Annotated in this window: 17 protein-coding genes, 1 tRNA gene and 1 pseudogene; 9 read left to right on the forward strand and 10 right to left on the reverse strand. The window is 34.2% G+C overall.

What is annotated here, in order from left to right:
- Positions 1 to 7 precede the first annotated feature (7 nt).
- The 3 genes from I5818_RS07360 to I5818_RS07370 all read right to left on the reverse strand — a co-directional run bounded on the left by I5818_RS07360 (position 8) and on the right by I5818_RS07370 (position 2,763).
- Positions 8 to 1,174 carry a MalY/PatB family protein gene (locus tag I5818_RS07360; RefSeq protein WP_071976451.1) on the reverse strand — a complete coding sequence of 389 codons (1,167 nt, stop codon included), beginning with the start codon at positions 1,172 to 1,174 and terminating at the stop codon, positions 8 to 10.
- A gap of 360 nt (positions 1,175 to 1,534) precedes the next feature.
- Entirely contained in the window at positions 1,535 to 2,365 is an 831-nt protein-coding gene (locus I5818_RS07365) for an alpha/beta fold hydrolase (RefSeq protein ID WP_071976450.1), read from the reverse strand.
- Positions 2,366 to 2,556: 191 nt separating this feature from the next.
- Positions 2,557 to 2,763, reverse strand: coding sequence for a helix-turn-helix domain-containing protein (locus tag I5818_RS07370; RefSeq protein WP_058002757.1), 207 nt, complete (start codon positions 2,761 to 2,763; stop codon positions 2,557 to 2,559).
- 273 nt (positions 2,764 to 3,036) lie between these two features.
- Between I5818_RS07370 and yugI the strand changes: the two genes are divergently transcribed.
- Positions 3,037 to 3,414 (forward strand): S1 domain-containing post-transcriptional regulator GSP13, encoded by a 378-nt coding sequence (gene yugI / locus I5818_RS07375; RefSeq protein WP_058002756.1) that lies wholly within the window; start codon positions 3,037 to 3,039, stop codon positions 3,412 to 3,414.
- Positions 3,415 to 3,505: 91 nt separating this feature from the next.
- On the opposite strand, the gene I5818_RS07380 is transcribed toward yugI, so the two are convergent.
- Positions 3,506 to 4,810 (reverse strand): sigma 54-interacting transcriptional regulator, encoded by a 1,305-nt coding sequence (locus tag I5818_RS07380; RefSeq protein WP_209391881.1) that lies wholly within the window; start codon positions 4,808 to 4,810, stop codon positions 3,506 to 3,508.
- A 271-nt stretch (positions 4,811 to 5,081) separates the two neighbouring features.
- Between I5818_RS07380 and I5818_RS07385 the strand changes: the two genes are divergently transcribed.
- Together I5818_RS07385 and I5818_RS07390 are read left to right on the forward strand one after the other, a co-directional pair.
- Positions 5,082 to 6,275, forward strand: coding sequence for an ornithine--oxo-acid transaminase (locus tag I5818_RS07385; protein ID WP_058002754.1), 1,194 nt, complete (start codon positions 5,082 to 5,084; stop codon positions 6,273 to 6,275).
- 59 nt (positions 6,276 to 6,334) lie between these two features.
- On the forward strand, positions 6,335 to 7,579 hold the full coding sequence (locus I5818_RS07390; protein ID WP_058002753.1) for a Glu/Leu/Phe/Val family dehydrogenase: 1,245 nt from the start codon (positions 6,335 to 6,337) through the stop codon (positions 7,577 to 7,579).
- 121 nt (positions 7,580 to 7,700) lie between these two features.
- Here I5818_RS07390 and I5818_RS07395 read toward each other — a convergent pair whose 3' ends face one another.
- The gene (locus I5818_RS07395) at positions 7,701 to 7,931 is read right to left on the reverse strand and encodes a DUF378 domain-containing protein (protein ID WP_071976448.1); all 231 of its coding nucleotides are present in this window, start codon (positions 7,929 to 7,931) and stop codon (positions 7,701 to 7,703) included.
- Positions 7,932 to 8,301: 370 nt separating this feature from the next.
- Here I5818_RS07395 and I5818_RS07400 point away from each other — a divergent pair, with 370 nt between their 5' ends.
- Together I5818_RS07400 and I5818_RS07405 are read left to right on the forward strand one after the other, a co-directional pair.
- The gene (locus I5818_RS07400) at positions 8,302 to 9,651 is read left to right on the forward strand and encodes a glucose-6-phosphate isomerase (protein ID WP_071976447.1); all 1,350 of its coding nucleotides are present in this window, start codon (positions 8,302 to 8,304) and stop codon (positions 9,649 to 9,651) included.
- A 95-nt stretch (positions 9,652 to 9,746) separates the two neighbouring features.
- Positions 9,747 to 10,148 (forward strand): YugN-like family protein, encoded by a 402-nt coding sequence (locus I5818_RS07405; protein ID WP_058002750.1) that lies wholly within the window; start codon positions 9,747 to 9,749, stop codon positions 10,146 to 10,148.
- 1 nt (position 10,149) lies between these two features.
- Here I5818_RS07405 and I5818_RS07410 read toward each other — a convergent pair whose 3' ends face one another.
- On the reverse strand, positions 10,150 to 11,142 hold the full coding sequence (locus I5818_RS07410; protein WP_078111103.1) for a potassium channel family protein: 993 nt from the start codon (positions 11,140 to 11,142) through the stop codon (positions 10,150 to 10,152).
- Positions 11,143 to 11,268: 126 nt separating this feature from the next.
- Here I5818_RS07410 and I5818_RS07415 point away from each other — a divergent pair.
- Together I5818_RS07415 and I5818_RS07420 are read left to right on the forward strand one after the other, a co-directional pair.
- A tRNA-Ala gene (locus I5818_RS07415) sits at positions 11,269 to 11,341 on the forward strand.
- A gap of 109 nt (positions 11,342 to 11,450) precedes the next feature.
- A protein-coding gene (locus I5818_RS07420; RefSeq protein WP_209391882.1) for an IS3 family transposase occupies positions 11,451 to 12,613 on the forward strand; the annotation gives its coding sequence in 2 pieces (ribosomal slippage) (positions 11,451 to 11,727 and positions 11,727 to 12,613; 1,164 coding nt in all).
- A gap of 356 nt (positions 12,614 to 12,969) precedes the next feature.
- On the opposite strand, the pseudogene I5818_RS07425 reads toward I5818_RS07420, so the two are convergent.
- Both I5818_RS07425 and I5818_RS07430 read right to left on the reverse strand, forming a co-directional pair.
- A pseudogene (locus I5818_RS07425) lies at positions 12,970 to 13,125 on the reverse strand (GNAT family N-acetyltransferase); the annotation flags it as partial.
- 104 nt (positions 13,126 to 13,229) lie between these two features.
- Positions 13,230 to 13,943: a hypothetical protein gene (locus tag I5818_RS07430; protein WP_058006955.1), complete on the reverse strand. Its 714-nt coding sequence runs from the start codon at positions 13,941 to 13,943 to the stop codon at positions 13,230 to 13,232.
- A gap of 650 nt (positions 13,944 to 14,593) precedes the next feature.
- Between I5818_RS07430 and I5818_RS07435 the strand changes: the two genes are divergently transcribed.
- The gene (locus tag I5818_RS07435) at positions 14,594 to 14,890 is read left to right on the forward strand and encodes a transposase (RefSeq protein ID WP_180213696.1); all 297 of its coding nucleotides are present in this window, start codon (positions 14,594 to 14,596) and stop codon (positions 14,888 to 14,890) included.
- A gap of 8 nt (positions 14,891 to 14,898) precedes the next feature.
- Positions 14,899 to 15,747 (forward strand): IS3 family transposase, encoded by an 849-nt coding sequence (locus tag I5818_RS07440; protein WP_078110941.1) that lies wholly within the window; start codon positions 14,899 to 14,901, stop codon positions 15,745 to 15,747.
- Between the two features lie 122 nt (positions 15,748 to 15,869).
- Here I5818_RS07440 and trhA read toward each other — a convergent pair whose 3' ends face one another.
- A complete protein-coding gene (gene trhA, locus I5818_RS07445; RefSeq protein WP_071977799.1) occupies positions 15,870 to 16,505 on the reverse strand; it encodes a PAQR family membrane homeostasis protein TrhA in 636 nt (211 codons plus the stop codon).
- Positions 16,506 to 16,984: 479 nt separating this feature from the next.
- Positions 16,985 to 17,239 (reverse strand): hypothetical protein, encoded by a 255-nt coding sequence (locus tag I5818_RS07450; protein WP_209391883.1) that lies wholly within the window; start codon positions 17,237 to 17,239, stop codon positions 16,985 to 16,987.
- Between the last annotated feature and the right edge of the window lie 445 nt (positions 17,240 to 17,684).

A 17,684-nucleotide genomic window follows, 5' to 3' on the forward strand; every position in this document is an offset into this window, starting at 1 on the left:
TCGTTCATCAACTCAATGCTTTTATGAATCGAGCAATTCCCTCTTTAACCGTTTCCCTTGAACAACCTACATTCATTCTTAAAAAACCTTCTCCACCAGGGCCGTATTTCTTCCCTGGCTCTAAAGCAAGACGTCCTTTTTCAATTAGACGTGTTTTTAGTTCCTCATCAGATAAACCGGTATCTCGACAATCGATCCATATTAAATAACCACCTTCAGGCTCCATCACTTTTACTGCTGGCAATTCAGCTTCGACCGTTTCTTTGACGAGATGAACATTTTCTTTTATGTAGAATAGAAGCTGATTTAGCCAATCCTCACCATATTTATAGGCAGCTTCCATTCCGATAATTCCAAAAGCATTCAAAGTGTGAAATCCTTGTTGATGTTGAATGGTTTCGATTTTCTTTCGTAATGTAGGATTTGGAACAATTAAGCTTGAAGCTTGTAGTCCAGCTAAATTAAATGTTTTTGTGGGTGCGATACAAGTGATAACAAACTCACGATAGGATGCATCAATAGATGCGATCGGAAAATGTTTGTTTGGAGCACCTACTAGGTCAGAATGGATTTCGTCTGAGAGAATAAGCACATGGTATTTCTGGCACAGTTCAGCTATTTTTTTTAGTTCTTCACGTTTCCAGACCCGTCCACTAGGATTATGTGGGTTGCATAAGAAAAACAGTTTTACATGATTATTTTTTAATGTCTCTTCGAATTGCTCAAAATCAATCTCATATCTATTGTTGACTAAATGTAATGGACAGTTCGTCACTTTTCGGTCATTTGCTTCGATCATTGTAAAAAATGGTGTATAAACAGGCGATTGCAAGAGAATGTGATCACCTGGCTCAGTAAAAGCTAAAATGGCAAGTCCTAAAGATGGTACAACGCCATGATTATACAAAATCCAGTCTGCTTCAATTTCCCAATCATGACGTTTTTTCATCCATTCACGTATTGCTTCACCTGTACTGTCCGGAATGGAAGTATAACCAAAAATTTCATGGCTGAGTCTTTTCTGTAAGGCTTGAGTAACCGCTTCTGGTGGCTTGAAATCCATGTCTGCTACCCACATTGGTAGTAGATCTTCTTTACCAAAAACAGATTTCATCTGATCCCATTTAACGGAAGAGGTTCCTTTTCGTTCAATTAATTGATCAAAAATAGCCATCTAAATCACCATCCTATTATCTTCTTTAAGGCTTTGATTTCTTGAAATAAGATTTTAAGCAACAATCATGTTAAGAAGAAAGCCTACCAATATGTTATTATAATGTGACTAGAACATAAAGAGATAAGGTGTGAAGATGCAATAGAGAAATGAATGTAAAATTCAGAGAGGTATTACACAATTAGGATCCGCCGGTTAAGGGTCATATGAAACAGAAATGGTTAATGTCCATCAAGCTGTGCACGACATAGTGGAGATCCATCTATGAGTTTGCTTTTGTGTAACGGATCCCTAAGTGAGAAAAAATGGCTGGAACTTTGATACGTGAATCCTGTGATCTATAGTTCAGTGCAAGAGATACTAAGCTTGTTTAACAAAATGTTGAATATAAGTAAAGACTACATTTGGCTTCTCTTCTGGAATTAAGTGGCCAGTGTTCTTTAAAATAACAAGTTGAGCATTGGGGAGATCTTTGGATAGTTTTTCTCCAATGGCCAAAGGTACGACTCGATCTTGTTCACCCCATATAAGGAGGCAGGGAATTTGGATGTTTTGTAAATCATCCGATAGTAGATCTCCTTCATGATCCCTAACCATTTTCGCTAGTCCTTTGAATATATTTTTATCGGTAAAAGGTTCCTCATATCCTCTTAACATTTCCGCATCAATCATAGCGTGATCATAGACTACATTTTCAACATTCTTTTGAACACCGGATTTTTCTAAATAGTACCTGACAAAGTGGTGGAAAAACGGTAGGTGACTTAGCAGTTTTAAAGAGGGTTTCACCGGCTTTAAATATCCCGAACTGCAAAGAAGAATTCCTTTATTGATCATATCAGGCTTTTGCTTCATCATATGTAGTGCGATTTGTCCTCCCATTGAATGGCCAATAATATATATGCGTGAATAATCAAGTGACTTGATTAAATGAAGAACTGAATGGGCCATATTTCTATAGGAATATTGATATAAGTAGTGTTTTCCACTTTGGCCAAATGGTGGTAGATCGACAGAAATAATATTATAGCTTTCTGCTAAAAGGGGGATTAATCTTCTATAGCTAAATGTAGACGAAAGAAAACCGTGTATGAGGACGAAAGTATCTTTTGCCTTTTCGTTGATATATTCTTCATAATAGAGATCTATTCCATCAATATTTCTCTTCATTTTTGATACTGTGATGGACATTTAATTCACTCCTATTACAAATTTTTTGCAAAAAAAAGGACGAGCATTTACTCTCGTCAAAATAAAAATAAAAAGGGGGAATACTAGTGTGTTAACATTGATGAAAATTTTCTATCAATGCTACACAGAAAGCCTTGTGTTATAAAGGATTTCCAGATTTCCAACTTTTTAAACATAAATAATAAAAAATATTATTCTTTTGTATCAGTTGTCAAAACTGATGCAGGTACGTCTAAAACAGTAGATAATTTTAAAATGGTTTGAGTAGTTGGAATTTGCTCCCCATTTTCATATTTTTCAATAATTTTTGCCCCTAATCTTGCTTTCAATGCTAGTTCTTCCTGTGATAAATTTTTTTGTTCACGGTAAAATTTTAAATTTTGAGCAAAGGAAGCCATCAAAATCCCTCCATTATCCACTTTATTTTATAGAAACTTTCATTTAGTCATTAATGTTAAGTTGGTTCTGCTCTGTCCAGCTTCATCATTTATCTGCTTCCGTATTTCTCAGTATATTGTATCACAATATTAATAAAATCAGGTATTTCCGATTTATGAAACTTTTGTGATTGAATGGTAATTTGTTATTTTTGCGTCATCTTTTCAATTGTGGTATAATTTTTTATTGCGTATATATAGGAGAAAAATAAATATAAAAATAGGAGTGTTTCTATGACAACAAATTATGAAGTAGGTAGCGTATTAACTGGAAAAGTGGCTGGAATCCAGCCTTATGGTGCATTCATCGCACTTGATGAAGAAACTCAAGGATTAGTTCATATTTCTGAAATAAAGCATGGTTATGTAAAAGATATCAATGAACATTTAAAAATTGGAGATGAAGTGAAAGTAAAAGTTCTTACTGTTGACGAAGAGAGCGGAAAAATCAGTTTATCTATTCGTGCGACAGAGGAAGCTCCAAAGCAAGAGAAAAAACCAGCTCGCCGTCGCCAAGCTAATGTTATTAGTGAAGAACCTACTGAAGGCTTCAATACTCTTAAAGATAAGCTTCAAGAGTGGATTAATCAATCAGATTTAATTAAGAAATAATATACAAAAAAGTGGAGCACTCAGATAATTTATTATTAGAGTGCTCCAGTTATATTTGTTGAATCAAGGTGCTAGAGTTTTTTTATTTTTGCTAAGGTTTTTTTATTCCATATTTCCTCATCCGATATTGTAGGTTCTGTCTACTCATCTTAAGTGTTTGGGCAGTTTTAGTAATATTGAATTTATGATACTGTAATCCTTTTTGAATATAATATTTTTCCGCTTCTTGCATATACTCTTCCAGTGGCTTAATTTCTTGATTTTTGTTAATAAGAAATTGATGATCCTGTGAAATGCGATTTTTAAATTTCATAGGAAGGTGCTGAAATAGGAGTGTATCCTCACTATCAATAATTTTCATTGAACGTTCGATAATATGATCCAGCTCTCTCAAATTTCCTGGCCAATCGTAATCAATAAATGCTTGAAACACTTCTTCTGAGACTGTCTTTAAATTGACTTGATAGATCCTGTTATATTTTTCTATGAAAAACAAGGCTAGTTCTTGAATAGAATTTTTTCTTTCACGTATTGGAGGGATAAAAATTGTTAATTCACTAAGAAGATAATAAAACTTTTTATTTAACTGACCTTTTACTATCAGATCTATAGGATCCTCATTAGTCGTGCAAATAATTTTATAGTTTCTTGCATTGTTTAAAAAATTTAGCAGTTTTAATTGACTGGTAGGAGATAAGTTTTGAATGTCCTCTATAACCAATGTTCCCCCATCGGCATTTTCCAACTGATGAATGGATTCGAGAATTGCTTGTTCAACATAGTTATCTAATAAAGATGTGCAATTATGAATAAAATAAGGCTTTGAATCTTGATTTACCTCATGATGAATACATTCAGTTAATGTACGTTTTCCGGTACCTGCTTCACCAATTATAAAAATTGACGACGATGTTGTAGCAACTTTTTGTCCAGTTTCAAGAACTTTATGTGGATAAAATTGTTTATCGGATAGGCTTTCAAAGGTGGTAGATCCTATTTGTTTCCGTTGTATGCTTTTCTTCATCATTCGATCAAGGTATGTTACATCACGAACAATTTCCACAGCACCAACGATTTGATTATTAAAAGTTAATGGATAGGTATTGTTTACTGTTTTTATCTCATGTCCTTTGTGATTAAAATAGGTTTGATGGGTATTTAGAATTGCCCTTCCTGTATGTAAAACCTTTAATAAAGTACTAGCTTCTCCTTGATAAAATTGAAAGACTTCAAGAATATTTTTATCTAATACATCTTCGATCTCAGTTCCTTCAATTTCCATCATTTTTTTATTATATATAGTCGTTTTACCTGTTTCATTGATAACATGGATACCAACATCTAATAAGTCAAGAATTTTCTTATACATGTCGTTCTCGATATTTATCTGCATCATGTCCCCCTCCTTAAAAACTATAAAGAAAATATAAAAAACTCTTGAAAAATGCAATATCTTTTTGCATTATTATATATGTAAGGGTTTTCTTAGTGCAAATTTTTTTTGCACTTGTTTTAAACAAATAGATGGAACTGGCTTATACTAAACGACATCTGTAATGTTGTGATTAGATAAAAAAATAAGCTTGTTTTAGGGACGGCTATTAAACGGCGTGAACCCATTGCATTTTAGATAACTTAATTTTTCTTAGAGGGATGGAGGAATTTTCATGGTTACAAAATCAGAACAAATTATTGAACAAACGGATCGTTTCGGAGCGCATAATTATCATCCACTACCAGTTGTAATTTCTGAAGCAGAAGGAGTTTGGGTGAAGGATCCTGAGGGTAACAAATATATGGATATGTTAAGTGCTTATTCTGCTGTTAATCAAGGGCACCGGCATCCAAAAATTATTGAAGCATTAAAGCAACAAGCAGATCGAGTGACATTAACATCACGCGCTTTCCATAATGATCAACTAGGGCCTTGGTTTGAAAAAGTTTGCCAATTGACTAATAAAGATATGGCCCTTCCGATGAATACGGGTGCAGAAGCAGTGGAGACAGCAATCAAAGCTGCAAGACGTTGGGCATATGATCATAAAGGCGTTGCTGAAAACCAAGCAGAAATCATCGGTTGCGAAGGAAACTTTCATGGACGAACAATGACTGCTGTATCGCTATCTTCTGAAGAAGAGTATAAGAGAGGATTCGGTCCGATGCTGCCAGGAATTAAACTTGTTCCATATGGTGATATCGATGCGCTTAAATCAATAATTACACCAAATACAGCGGCATTTATTATTGAGCCGATACAAGGGGAAGCGGGAATTGTTATCCCACCAGAAGGTTTTCTAAAAGCAGCTTATGAGCTTTGTAAAGAAAATAATGTATTATTTATTGCTGATGAAATTCAATCGGGATTAGCACGTTCTGGTAAAATGTTTGCATGTGATTGGGAGGACGTCATACCTGATGTATATATTTTAGGAAAGGCACTTGGTGGAGGAGTATTCCCTATTTCATGTGTTGTAGCAAATAAAGATATTTTAGGTGTATTTAATCCGGGTTCACATGGTTCTACTTTTGGTGGAAATCCAATGGCATGTGCGGTATCCATTGCGGCACTTGATGTACTAATTGATGAACAATTAAGTGAAAAATCTCTTGAACTTGGAGAGTACTTTATGAAACAATTAAGGGGGATTAAAAATCCGATTATTCAAGAAATTCGTGGTAAGGGACTGTTTATCGGAGTTGTTTTAACTGAACCAGCAAGAAAATATTGTGAGGCCCTTAAAGCGGAAGGGTTATTATGTAAAGAAACACACGAAAACGTAATACGCTTTGCTCCACCATTGGTAATAAGTCAAGAAGAATTAGATTGGGCTATTGAACGGATTAAAAAAGTTCTCTCTTAATTTATTTTGAGTATTTTTCTTAGTACTGTCACACGATTATTAAATAAAGAGGCGAAATATTGATGGAAAATCTAAATCTATTTACATCGACACAGGATGTCATAAAAGAAGCACTAACTAAGTTGGGTTTTAATGAAGAAATGTATGAACTATTAAAAGAACCATTACGCATGCTTACGGTTAGAATGCCAATTCGAATGGATGATGGAACAGTAAAGGTATTTACTGGCTACCGTGCACAGCATAATGATGCTGTAGGCCCTACAAAGGGTGGTGTTCGTTTTCACCCAGAGGTGGATGAAGATGAAGTAAGAGCCTTATCAATGTGGATGACGATAAAATGTGGAATCGTGGGTCTTCCATATGGTGGTGGTAAAGGTGGGATTATTTGTGATCCTAGAACAATGTCAATGGGAGAAATTGAGCGGTTAAGCCGCGGTTATGTTCGAGCGATTAGTCAAATCGTAGGCCCGACTAAAGATATTCCTGCACCTGATGTTTATACCAATTCACAAATAATGGCTTGGATGATGGATGAATACAGCCGTTTACGTGAAAATGATTCCCCAGGGTTTATAACAGGAAAGCCAATTGTTCTTGGAGGGTCTGAAGGTCGTGAAAAGGCAACTGCTCAGGGAGTTACTATTTGTATTGAAGAGGCAGCGAAAAAGAAAGGTTTTAGCCTTAAAGGGGCTCGTATCGTCATCCAAGGTTTCGGAAATGCAGGAAGTTTCTTAGCAAAATTTTTGCATGAAGAAGGTGCAAAAGTAATTGGAATTTCTGATGCGTATGGTGCACTTCATGATCCTGATGGTTTAGATATCGATTATTTACTTGATCGTCGTGACAGCTTTGGTACAGTTACTACATTATTTGAGAATACAATAACGAATAAGGAATTATTAGAATTGGATTGTGATATTTTAGTTCCTGCAGCCATTTCAAATCAAATTACATCAGAGAATGCAGGAAATATCAAAGCTTCTATAGTCGTTGAAGCAGCTAACGGACCAACAACAACAGAAGCAACGAAAATCTTAACTGAAAGAGGCATTCTCCTTGTACCAGATGTACTTGCAAGCTCTGGAGGAGTCACTGTTTCTTATTTCGAATGGGTTCAAAATAACCAAGGTTATTATTGGTCAGAAGATGAAGTGAATGATAAGCTTCGTGATAAACTAGTGGATGCCTTTAATAATGTTTATCATACTTCTGAAACACGGAAAGTGGATATGCGATTAGCTGCATATATGGTTGGACTTCGTTATGCTGCTGAGGCATCGAAATTTAGAGGCTGGGTTTAATTTATCATAAGACATAATAAAGTTTCATCATTTCGTTGAAAGAAATAATACTAAAAAAAGAGGTGGGTTAAACAAAGTATATTTTTTGTTTGATCCACCTCTTACATACTTCTTCATTTACTTATTTTGTTGTTCTTGCCTCAGGTGAACGCTCTACTTCCTCATTCGGTTTAAATAGCAATCCTAAATTAATAAGTCCAGCAATACCAACTAATCCATATATGATACGTGACAAAATCGTATTATCACCAAAAATAGCAGCTACTAAATTAAATTGGAAAAAGCCAATGAGCCCCCAGTTAATAGCCCCAATAATAGTGAGAATTAATGCAATACGTTGAGTAGTACTCATTTTTTTCTCCCTCCTTTCCTTTTTGGATAGGGTCTTTTCTCAAACATTGTTGCTATTTAAGTAAAGTTTTTAACTAATAAATATCGGCCAAAAAATTGCTGACTCCCTCTATCACTGAAAAAAGAGCTGCAATACTTCATAAAAATCACTTCCCTTATGGTACAAAAGCTGAAAAGTGCTTTTATAAAATAAACTATACGAAAATAGCCTTTGGATCTGACAAGCCATTGAGAAAAGATTTCGTACATTTATAGAATGATGTAAATACATAAATATTATGCAACTGGTCAATCTGTAAGTGTGGAAGCTTGAAAAAAATGATTTCTTTGGATAAAGTGATAAAGTAGAACATGAAATGGAGGAATTAACCTTGACACACATTCGTTTTGATTATTCAAAGGCACTAAGCTTTTTTGGTGAGCATGAACTTACATATTTAGATTCAGCTGTTAAGGCTGCCCATCGTTCTTTACATGAAAAATCTGGGGCAGGTAATGATTTCTTGGGATGGATAAATCTACCTACTGAATATGATAAAGAGGAATTTAACCGCATTTTAACTGCCTCAAATAAAATAAAAAATGATTCAGACATCCTTTTAGTAATTGGTATTGGAGGCTCCTATTTAGGTGCACGTGCAGCTATTGAAATGTTAAATCATAGCTTTAATAATCTGTTACCAAAAGAAAAACGTCAATCTCCGCAAATTTTATTTGTTGGGAATAATATTAGTTCAACATATATGACAGATGTAATTGAATTATTAGACGGTAAGGATTTTTCAATTAATGTCATCTCAAAATCCGGTACGACTACTGAACCAGCTATTGCTTTCCGTATTTTTAGTAAGTTGTTAAAGGAGAAATATGGGGAAGAAGAAGCTAAAAAACGTATTTATGCAACGACAGATAAAGCTAAGGGTGCTTTAAAGACATTAGCAAATGAAGAAGGATATGAAACATTTGTTATTCCTGACGATGTTGGTGGAAGATATTCAGTTCTAACTGCAGTAGGATTATTACCGATAGCTGTCAGTGGAGTAAATATTCAAGAAATGATGGAAGGTGCAGCTAAAGCTAGCAGTGACTTTGCTCAAGAGGAATTGAAAGAGAATCCTGCTTATCAATACGCTGCAGTTCGAAATATTCTTTATAATAAAGGAAAAACAATTGAAATGCTTATTAATTATGAGCCTGGTTTGCAATATTTCTCTGAATGGTGGAAGCAATTATTTGGAGAAAGTGAAGGGAAAGATCAAAAAGGTATCTTCCCTGCTTCAGCGAATTTCTCTACTGATTTACACTCATTAGGTCAATATGTTCAAGAAGGACGTCGTGACTTATTTGAAACAGTAATTAAAGTAAAGAAAGCTAGACATGAAATAGTTATCGAAAAAGAAGATAAGGATTTGGATGGTTTAAATTATCTTGCTGGAAAAACGATTGATTTCGTAAACAACAAAGCATTTGAAGGAACATTGTTAGCACATACGGATGGCAATGTACCTAATTTAATTGTAGAAATTCCGGCAATGGATGCTTATACATTTGGATATCTAGTATATTTCTTTGAAAAAGCATGTGCCATCAGTGGATATTTATTAGGGGTAAACCCATTTGATCAACCTGGTGTTGAAGCTTATAAGGTAAACATGTTTGCGCTATTGGGCAAGCCAGGGTATGAAGCGAAGAAAATAGAATTAGAAAACCGATTAAAGTAAATGAAAACCTCCTTAAGGGAGGTTTTTATTTTTTTAGAATATGCTAAGCGTTCTTTAGGGAAACTATGAAAAACAAGAAGGAGTGTAGGCAGAGTATGTATGAGATCCCGACAAAAATAGAAGGTAAGCAATATTCTTTATATAAATTGGAAGAAGCATTAAAACCAATTGGGTATTCAATTGGTGGTGGCTGGGATTATGATCAAGGATATTTTGATTTTAAAATGGCGAATGATGAGGGCTATCAATTTTTAAGAGTCCCCTTTACACCAGTTGATGGAGAACTGGATACGAGAGGTGTCGTTGTTCAACTTGGTAAACCCTTTATCCTGAATCATGTCTATCAAGAAGCAGTAGATGATGAAGCAGGAGTAGGGGTGGCAGCTGCAGGCTTTGATCAATTCGCGGAACCTAAAGATAGAGATGGAGATATTCCCAAAAAGTATATTGATTTTGGTAAGGAACTTGTTCGTGAATTAGAACAAATTTTATCTTGAATCATTTGGAAATAACTAATAATTGATCTGATTTTTTAATTCTATAATAGAGGGGAGGATTAATTTTCGTATTCTCCCCATGTTTATATCCGATAAGTAACATTCCATCTTTTTGGATCAATTTGCTTAATGCTTGAAAAGAGAGTCCCTCCCATTCGGGCTTAACCGGAATTAACTTTAAGTGATTGTCATTTAAATGATCAAGCATAGTAATGATTGTATCTGACATACCATGAGAAAGAATACTGTTCATCATTATATAGGAGGATTGCATATTTGTTTGAATCACTTCATCCGCACCACCGCGTTTTGCATTCATAAAATTTTCACTCGTTAGAATCTCTACAACACAGTAAGCAGCGGGATGGATTCCTTTGACCGCCAATAAAGTAAGAATGGTTCCCATATCTGCATGGGTCTCAGTTTTATTTTGATCTGATGTAATTAAAACAAATTCGGATTCACCAATATTTGCCTTTCTTAATGTTTGATCTATATAGGGCTTTCCTTTAATGAAGTGTATTTGTCGATTTGGATAAGGATTTTCTTCAAGTGAATCGTCAATTAAAACAATTGGATGAAGAAATTTAGTTTGTAATAACTGCTCAATAACACTTTGTGAACGGCCATTCCAACCAATAATAATGATATGATTTTTTCCACTAAACATGCTTTTTCCTTTTACTTGTGAATTTTGTAATCTTACTGTAGTTGCTGCAAGTGATGCAAAGTAGGCGGAAACAACACCAGCCCCAATAAACACAAGCAGCATTCCAAGAATTCTTCCTTTGACCGTCTCTGGATAAACATCCCCGTAGCCAACCGTGGCTGTAGTAATCACTGCCCACCACACTCCTACGAATATCGAAGGAAAGGATTTAGGTTCAATATAATGAATCGCAGCTCCAAAGATAAAGATGACCAATAAAGCCAAAAGGAAAACTCTAAAGATGACTGGCCAACGTAAAAAACGATAATAGATTTGCTGAAACATATACCCCGCTCCTTCATACCCATTGCATAGACCATTATCCCCGTTTTGAGGTAAATCTATAACCATTTTTAAATTTTTGCTTGCTCTTGCTTTATAGAATCAAATATAATTAAGGAGTAAGCTTAAGGGGCATTAGCTCAGCTGGGAGAGCGCTACGCTGGCAGCGTCGAGGTCAGGGGTTCGAGCCCCCTATGCTCCATAAAAAAAACCTTAGAGCCACATATGGAGAGACCCAAATAAATGAGACAAGGAAAAAACACCCCCTGAATCGTATTAATACAATATGATTCTTAGGAGGGTGTTTTTCTATGGGCACAAGAGTACATTACGCAGAAGAAGTAAAATGGGAAGTAATTAAAATGAAACAAGCTGGAATGACAAACAAAGAAATAATGGAACAACTGGGGATAAAAAATAAGACTCAAATTAAAACATGGATGCGATGGTACAAAACAGGCCAAACCTATCGATTTTCGCAACAAGTTGGAAAACAATATTCCTACGGTAAAGAATCGGAGGAAATGAGTGAGCTAGAAGAATTAAAACTAAAGAATAAACAGCTAGAGGCTCAATTGGCAATTATAAAAAAGTACCAGGAGATCGAAAGGAGTTGGAGCCACGAGTCATTGTCCAAGTTGTAGAAGAACTCTCAGCCACTTTTAAAATAATTGATATTCTTGGAGTATTAGGCACACCTAAGTCAACATATTACCGTTGGAAAAAGAAGTATAAAAAAGTTGAGCTAACTTCATTAGAAGAGCTAGTAATCAAGCTGTGTAAGAAAAACTTCTATCACTATGGTCATCGTAAAATTAAATCCATCTTAAACAGAAAGTATGGGATAAATGTAAACCGCAAAACTGTACAAAAAATTATGCAAAAGTTTGAGATTCAGTGTCAAGTTAAGAAGAAGCGACAAAAGTACATTTGTGGTGAGAGTAATATTATTGTGCCGAACACTCTCAATCGTAATTTTAAAGCAAGCCGATTAAATGAAAAATGGGTAACCGACATTACCTACTTACCTTATGGCTCGACTATGTTATATTTATCAACGATTATGGACTTATATAACAACGAAATAGTGGCTTACAAAATAGGTACGAGCCAAGATATTAACCTAGTATTAGACACATTGAGGGAAGCTGTAGAATTACGTAAACCAGTAGGGTTACTTCTTCATAGCGACCAGGGATCTGTCTATACTTCACATGCATATCAGAATTTGGCCAAAGAAAAAGGCATTACCACAAGCATGTCTCGAAAAGGAAACTGCCATGATAATGCCGTCATTGAATCCTTTCACTCCTCGCTAAAGTCGGAAGGATTCAACGCTCAAAGTAGAGCATCTATATCCAATTCTAAAGTAGTACAAATTGTAAATCAATACATGTATCGATATAATCATGTACGAATTCAGGCAAAATTAAACTACCTGTCCCCACTGGAATACAGGGGACAGGCAGCATAGGTGTTTTTTCTAAGTCTCATTTTAACGGGTCAGTTCACATAGGTTCTAAGGGTTTTTTATTTTTTCTAAACATGAAAATTTTGTATTTATTGACAAATTGGTGCCGAAATGAAATTTTTGCTATTTTTAAAACGCATTTCATACTTGTTTTAGAACATTTAGTATTATTGGAGGAACTTGGATAAGTACATAACCAAGTCCTGCATTTTGAATCATGGTCATTAAAAAATCTATGTTTTATTCAACAATTGCGCCCTTTAATGGAATAAATAGCTTATTAATTAAACTAACTCTATCATAAATAATACTCTGTCTTGATTTGATCCATCATAGTCTATATTGACGGAAAAATCATTTATTGTTTTATCTCCCTTTTCAACAACGAAACTTGTATTTGTAAAATGGTCAAAGAATAATTTCGGTAACTTATCAGACATTTGCCTTCCTCACCACTTATTGATTAGTGGAGATATTACATAGTAGTTTGACCCTTTCACTAAACGTATTTTCATCTTTATTTTCCTTTAGTTGAATTTGAAAAGAGATGATTCGTAAATAAAGCGCTTGATAGTCTAAAAAACTTGTAACCATTATGAATAAAATAATTAAATAACTGCTATCGAGTTGAGCCTGAAAATTCAATTTGTTTTCTTTCTGACTTCTTTACCCATTCACTTTCATTCCAAATATTTGGGTTGTCAATCGTTAGATTTTCTCCACGCACCAGGAAATCATAACTATCTTTGGCACCAGTATACCAATCGACAATAACTAAATTCCCGTTTACATTACGTACGAGAAATTCAGTGACTTCACCATAACTACCTGTAGTCTTATTAATTTGTACAGGTAATTTTAAATAGAGAAAACCTCCATCCACATCATCAGTATACTCCACTTCCCAAGTGCCAATATCAAGATTTTGCACCTCATTAGAATCAGTAAATTCTGAATGTAAATCATATTGTGATTGAATTTTTATTTGCATATACTGTTTAAGGTTATCGTTTTCGATAAATGTATCCAATTTAATGTCTGAACCGTTCCAGATCGCTTTATAATAGTCAATCAGCGCTTTAACACACATCTCATAAGCGGTTTCAGAATCCTGAACAATTACTTTCCCTTCTCTCTTTGCTACATACACGGGTGAATCTTGTAATACATTTTGCTCTATGCTAGGTGTAATTTCTGTGTTTATTGAACTATCTGTGCTGCTATCTCCCGAGACTACAGACGTATTTTTTTCGTTATTACTATTTGTTATATCTGAACTACACCCAACTAATACAAGTCCAATTGCGAATAAAAGGATAATGCATCTTGTCAAAATATCAGCTCCTTTCCTATTAGACGGTAATTACTTAAGGGAAGTTACAGCCCTTTCTCAATTTCAAATGATCTTTATGTTTATGCGTTTAATACACTATTTGGACATATAGTGATACTATTTCGATTTCGTCTATCTGCAACTGATTCTATCGCAATATTTGCTTCATACGTTCAGCATTTACCATTGAACTTGATAAAAACATGCTTTCCGCTGCTACTATTTCTTGAACACGATAGCAGTACCGAGCGCCGAGGCAGCCGGTACAAAGAGGTCGCCCGAGGGTGTCTCAACTTTTAATATTAAAATAATCCATTATAAGAATGAGATATTGAAGTAAGGTAACTTCGGTTGTGAACAAATATGTGAAAATTTTACCATTAATTGACTGATACTGAAGATATTAAAAATTTGGAAGCAAAGTTGAAGTAGATTGAAAAGGAAAGTGAATTACACAATCCATAAACATAATTTAGAATAGATTATGAGTGAATAAAAACCCCTTGAGGAATATGGAATATTTGATTGTTTCTCACAAAAAAATTAACATCACGATTCTACATAAATAGCCCTTCTTAATTGATATGATCCCCTAATAGTAGACAGAAAAAAGAAAGCACATTAATGTCTACTATGGAGGGGATTTTTTTATGGAGAAAAAGCGAAAAACTTATGATATAGATTTCAAGAAAAAAGTGGTGGACCTCCATCTAGAAGAAGGAATGGGTTATAACCTTATTGCTAAAGAGTTAGGGATAGATAAAAATCAAGTAAGAAGATGGGTGAACCACTTTAATAATGAAGGAATGATGGGACTTGAAGAGAAACGGGGGAAGTCTAAAGGAATCGGTATGGGCAGACCTAGAACTCTTTCAGAAGATCCAGAAACTAAAATAAAATTACTTCAAGCAGAGAACGAAATGCTAAAAAGGCTCTTAGAAATGTGAAAGGAGGAATGGATGAAGTACCTAAGAAAAAGAAGTATCAGGTGATTCAAGATATGGCTGGAGGAGATTTCTCTCTCCAATTATTATGTAAGATTGCAGGAGTTTCAAGGAGTGGCTATTATAAGTGGGTTAAAAGGCAGTCATGCCCTTCTCCAAAACAATTAGAAAATGAAGAGATCAAAGAAAAGATCTTAGAGTGTCATAGAAAATTAAAGGGTATTTACGGATATCGAAGAATACTAGTGTGGTTACGTTTAACTTATAATCTGTGCATCAATCATAAACGTGTGAAACGTTTAATGAATGAACTTGACATTCGCGCAAGAATTAGACAGAAACGACCATACTACGGAAAAAAGGAAGCTTATTTTGTTTCAAACAACCATTTAAATAGAGCTTTTCAAGCTTCAAAACCTAATGAGAAACGAATTACAGACATTACATATCTTATTTTTAATGGGCAAAAACTCTATCTTTCCGTCATTATAGATTTATATAACAATGAGGTAGTCGCTTTCCAAATTAGTAGTAGAAATGATTTAAAATTAGTAGTAGATACACTTAAGGAAGCAATAATGAAACATGATGTAACAGGAATCCTCCTTCATAGTGATCAAGGATTTCAATATACATCGCGTTTATATCATCAACTTCTTAAAAAGAATCAGATGAAACAGTCTATGTCTCGGAAAGGGAACTGTTGGGATAATGCATGTATAGAGAGCTTCTTCAGTCACTTTAAATCGGAATATTTTAATCTCTATTCTTTCCGAACAGCTGCAGACGTTAAGTTTGCCGTACAAAAATACATACGATTTTATAACATCAGAGGTTTCAAAAGAAATCAAATAACCTGAGTCCTTATGAATATAGAACTCAGGTTATTTAGTGGTGCTTACTTAGTACTGTCTACTTGACAGGGGTCACTCCAAATCGAGAGGGGCTATTACTTATACTGTTTTAAAAGAGATTTAATTAACTATAAATATAATAATACTCCGAAAAAGTGACATGCACTACCAGCAATTACAAAGACATGCCATATGGCATGATGATATTTAAATCCTCTCCACATATAAAATATGGAACCAATACTATAAATTAACCCACCTGCAACTAAAAGTACGATTCCTGTTATACTTAAATTTTGTATAATTGGCTTCCAAATCACTATAATGGACCAGCCCATTAATAAATACAAAATAGTTGAAGTATATAAATATTTCTTAACAAAAAAACACTTAAATACTGTACCCAGAATGGCTAAACCCCATACGATTCCAAATATCGTCCACCCTTGCCATCCTTGGACAATGATAAATAAATAAGGTGTATACGTCCCCGCAATAAAAAAATAAATTGCAGAGTGGTCTAATATTTCAAATATATCTTTTGCCTTGCCTTGTCTGAGCGAATGAACAAGTGTGGACGAAATATATAAAAACAACATTGTAATGCCGAAAATGCCAAAACTTACAATATGCATTTCGCTTCCTTTAATACTTCCAAATATAATTAACAGAACTAATGCTACTATACTTAATATTGCTCCTATACCATGTGTAATTGAGTTTGCCAATTCTTCTCCCTTAGAGAATGAATGAGTAGCTGCCAAATTATCATTTCCTTTCAATACTAAAATTCACATAAAATTGTAACTTCCTAATTAATATTGACCTATCAAATAAAAAAAATGCCTTATCTTCCTTTCGCCCTAATGATTCCTAGAGCGTAGAAGTGTGAATTGAACTTATTAAAAAGTCAAAATTAAAATTTATTCGTGGTAATGGATAATTGAATGGATAAATCTTAATTGAGTTATGTGGAATAATGAATGGATTTTTTTAATAGAAAGATGGTACTATTTAATTCTTTTATAGTGTGGTTGAGTTCTTTAAAAAAAAATCGTGAATAAAAAATATTACAGTAAGTATAACATGTGAGTAGATTAAAAACAAATTAGATAAATTGAATTAATCAATAAATTTTCCGTAATAAGTCGCGAATGTAAAATGGTCAATTTGTTGTCTATCTATTTCCACTACTGCTTCCCACTCATTTATAGATTTTTTCTATATGGAGAGAGGTCTTTGTTTATTTCACAAGATATAAATTTCTATTCTTATATAACTTCTGAACTTCTTCAGTAATATCAATTGTTTCCTCATAAATAACTTTATAAATTTGCACCTCTTTATTACCATGTTCCTTTTTGAATTGTTTAATGTAAATATAAGCATATTTAGCAGCATGAACAGCACCATTGAAAGGTGTTAGAGTGGAGAAACTGCCACCTTTTTGATAATATTTATCCTCTAACTTTAAATATATATCTATGTTTATGGTCATAGTATTCACCCCAGATTATTTAATCTTAGCTGTTCTCATTATACCGTTGATACAGGCAATAATATAGAAGAAACGAGATAAAAGGGATTGTTGACGAATTGTTGACTAAACTTGTCAACAACCTTCATTTTCGTTCCTTTTGCTCCTATACACGATTACGAAAACAATTTTAATCAAGTCTTATTCAAAGTTAATCTCAAACCATCAAAAATGAGTGGCTACGCTGGCAGCGTCGAGGGTTCGATCCCCCTATGCTCCAGTTTTTTATTAACGATATTGTTTCTCGTTTGTGAGAGACAATGTCGTTTTTTATTGTGTATTTCTTGGATAAGAATCTGTTATCTGTGATAATCTGAGTAAATTTACAAGTTAGGCGGTTACTCGTTCTGTTATGTCTTGTATGACAATCACTTTGTATTAGATAACTCAAGAGGGTATTCGTATG

The sequence above is a fragment of the Heyndrickxia oleronia genome (assembly GCF_017809215.1).
Classification (GTDB): Bacteria; Bacillota; Bacilli; order Bacillales; family Bacillaceae_C; genus Heyndrickxia; species Heyndrickxia oleronia.

Bases quoted from the DNA above. Each gene is read 5' to 3' on its own strand.
- yugI (WP_058002756.1), top strand. From the start codon at position 3,037: ATGACAACAAATTATGAAGTAGGTAGCGTATTAACTGGAAAAGTGGCT.
- I5818_RS07450 (WP_209391883.1), bottom strand. From the start codon at position 17,239: ATGACCATAAACATAGATATATATTTAAAGTTAGAGGATAAATATTAT.
- I5818_RS07365 (WP_071976450.1), bottom strand. From the start codon at position 2,365: ATGTCCATCACAGTATCAAAAATGAAGAGAAATATTGATGGAATAGAT.
- I5818_RS07395 (WP_071976448.1), bottom strand. From the start codon at position 7,931: ATGAGTACTACTCAACGTATTGCATTAATTCTCACTATTATTGGGGCT.
- I5818_RS07440 (WP_078110941.1), top strand. From the start codon at position 14,899: ATGGATGAAGTACCTAAGAAAAAGAAGTATCAGGTGATTCAAGATATG.
- I5818_RS07380 (WP_209391881.1), bottom strand. From the start codon at position 4,810: ATGATGCAGATAAATATCGAGAACGACATGTATAAGAAAATTCTTGAC.
- I5818_RS07370 (WP_058002757.1), bottom strand. From the start codon at position 2,763: ATGGCTTCCTTTGCTCAAAATTTAAAATTTTACCGTGAACAAAAAAAT.
- I5818_RS07435 (WP_180213696.1), top strand. From the start codon at position 14,594: ATGGAGAAAAAGCGAAAAACTTATGATATAGATTTCAAGAAAAAAGTG.
- I5818_RS07405 (WP_058002750.1), top strand. From the start codon at position 9,747: ATGTATGAGATCCCGACAAAAATAGAAGGTAAGCAATATTCTTTATAT.
- I5818_RS07385 (WP_058002754.1), top strand. From the start codon at position 5,082: ATGGTTACAAAATCAGAACAAATTATTGAACAAACGGATCGTTTCGGA.
- I5818_RS07410 (WP_078111103.1), bottom strand. From the start codon at position 11,142: ATGTTTCAGCAAATCTATTATCGTTTTTTACGTTGGCCAGTCATCTTT.
- I5818_RS07360 (WP_071976451.1), bottom strand. From the start codon at position 1,174: ATGGCTATTTTTGATCAATTAATTGAACGAAAAGGAACCTCTTCCGTT.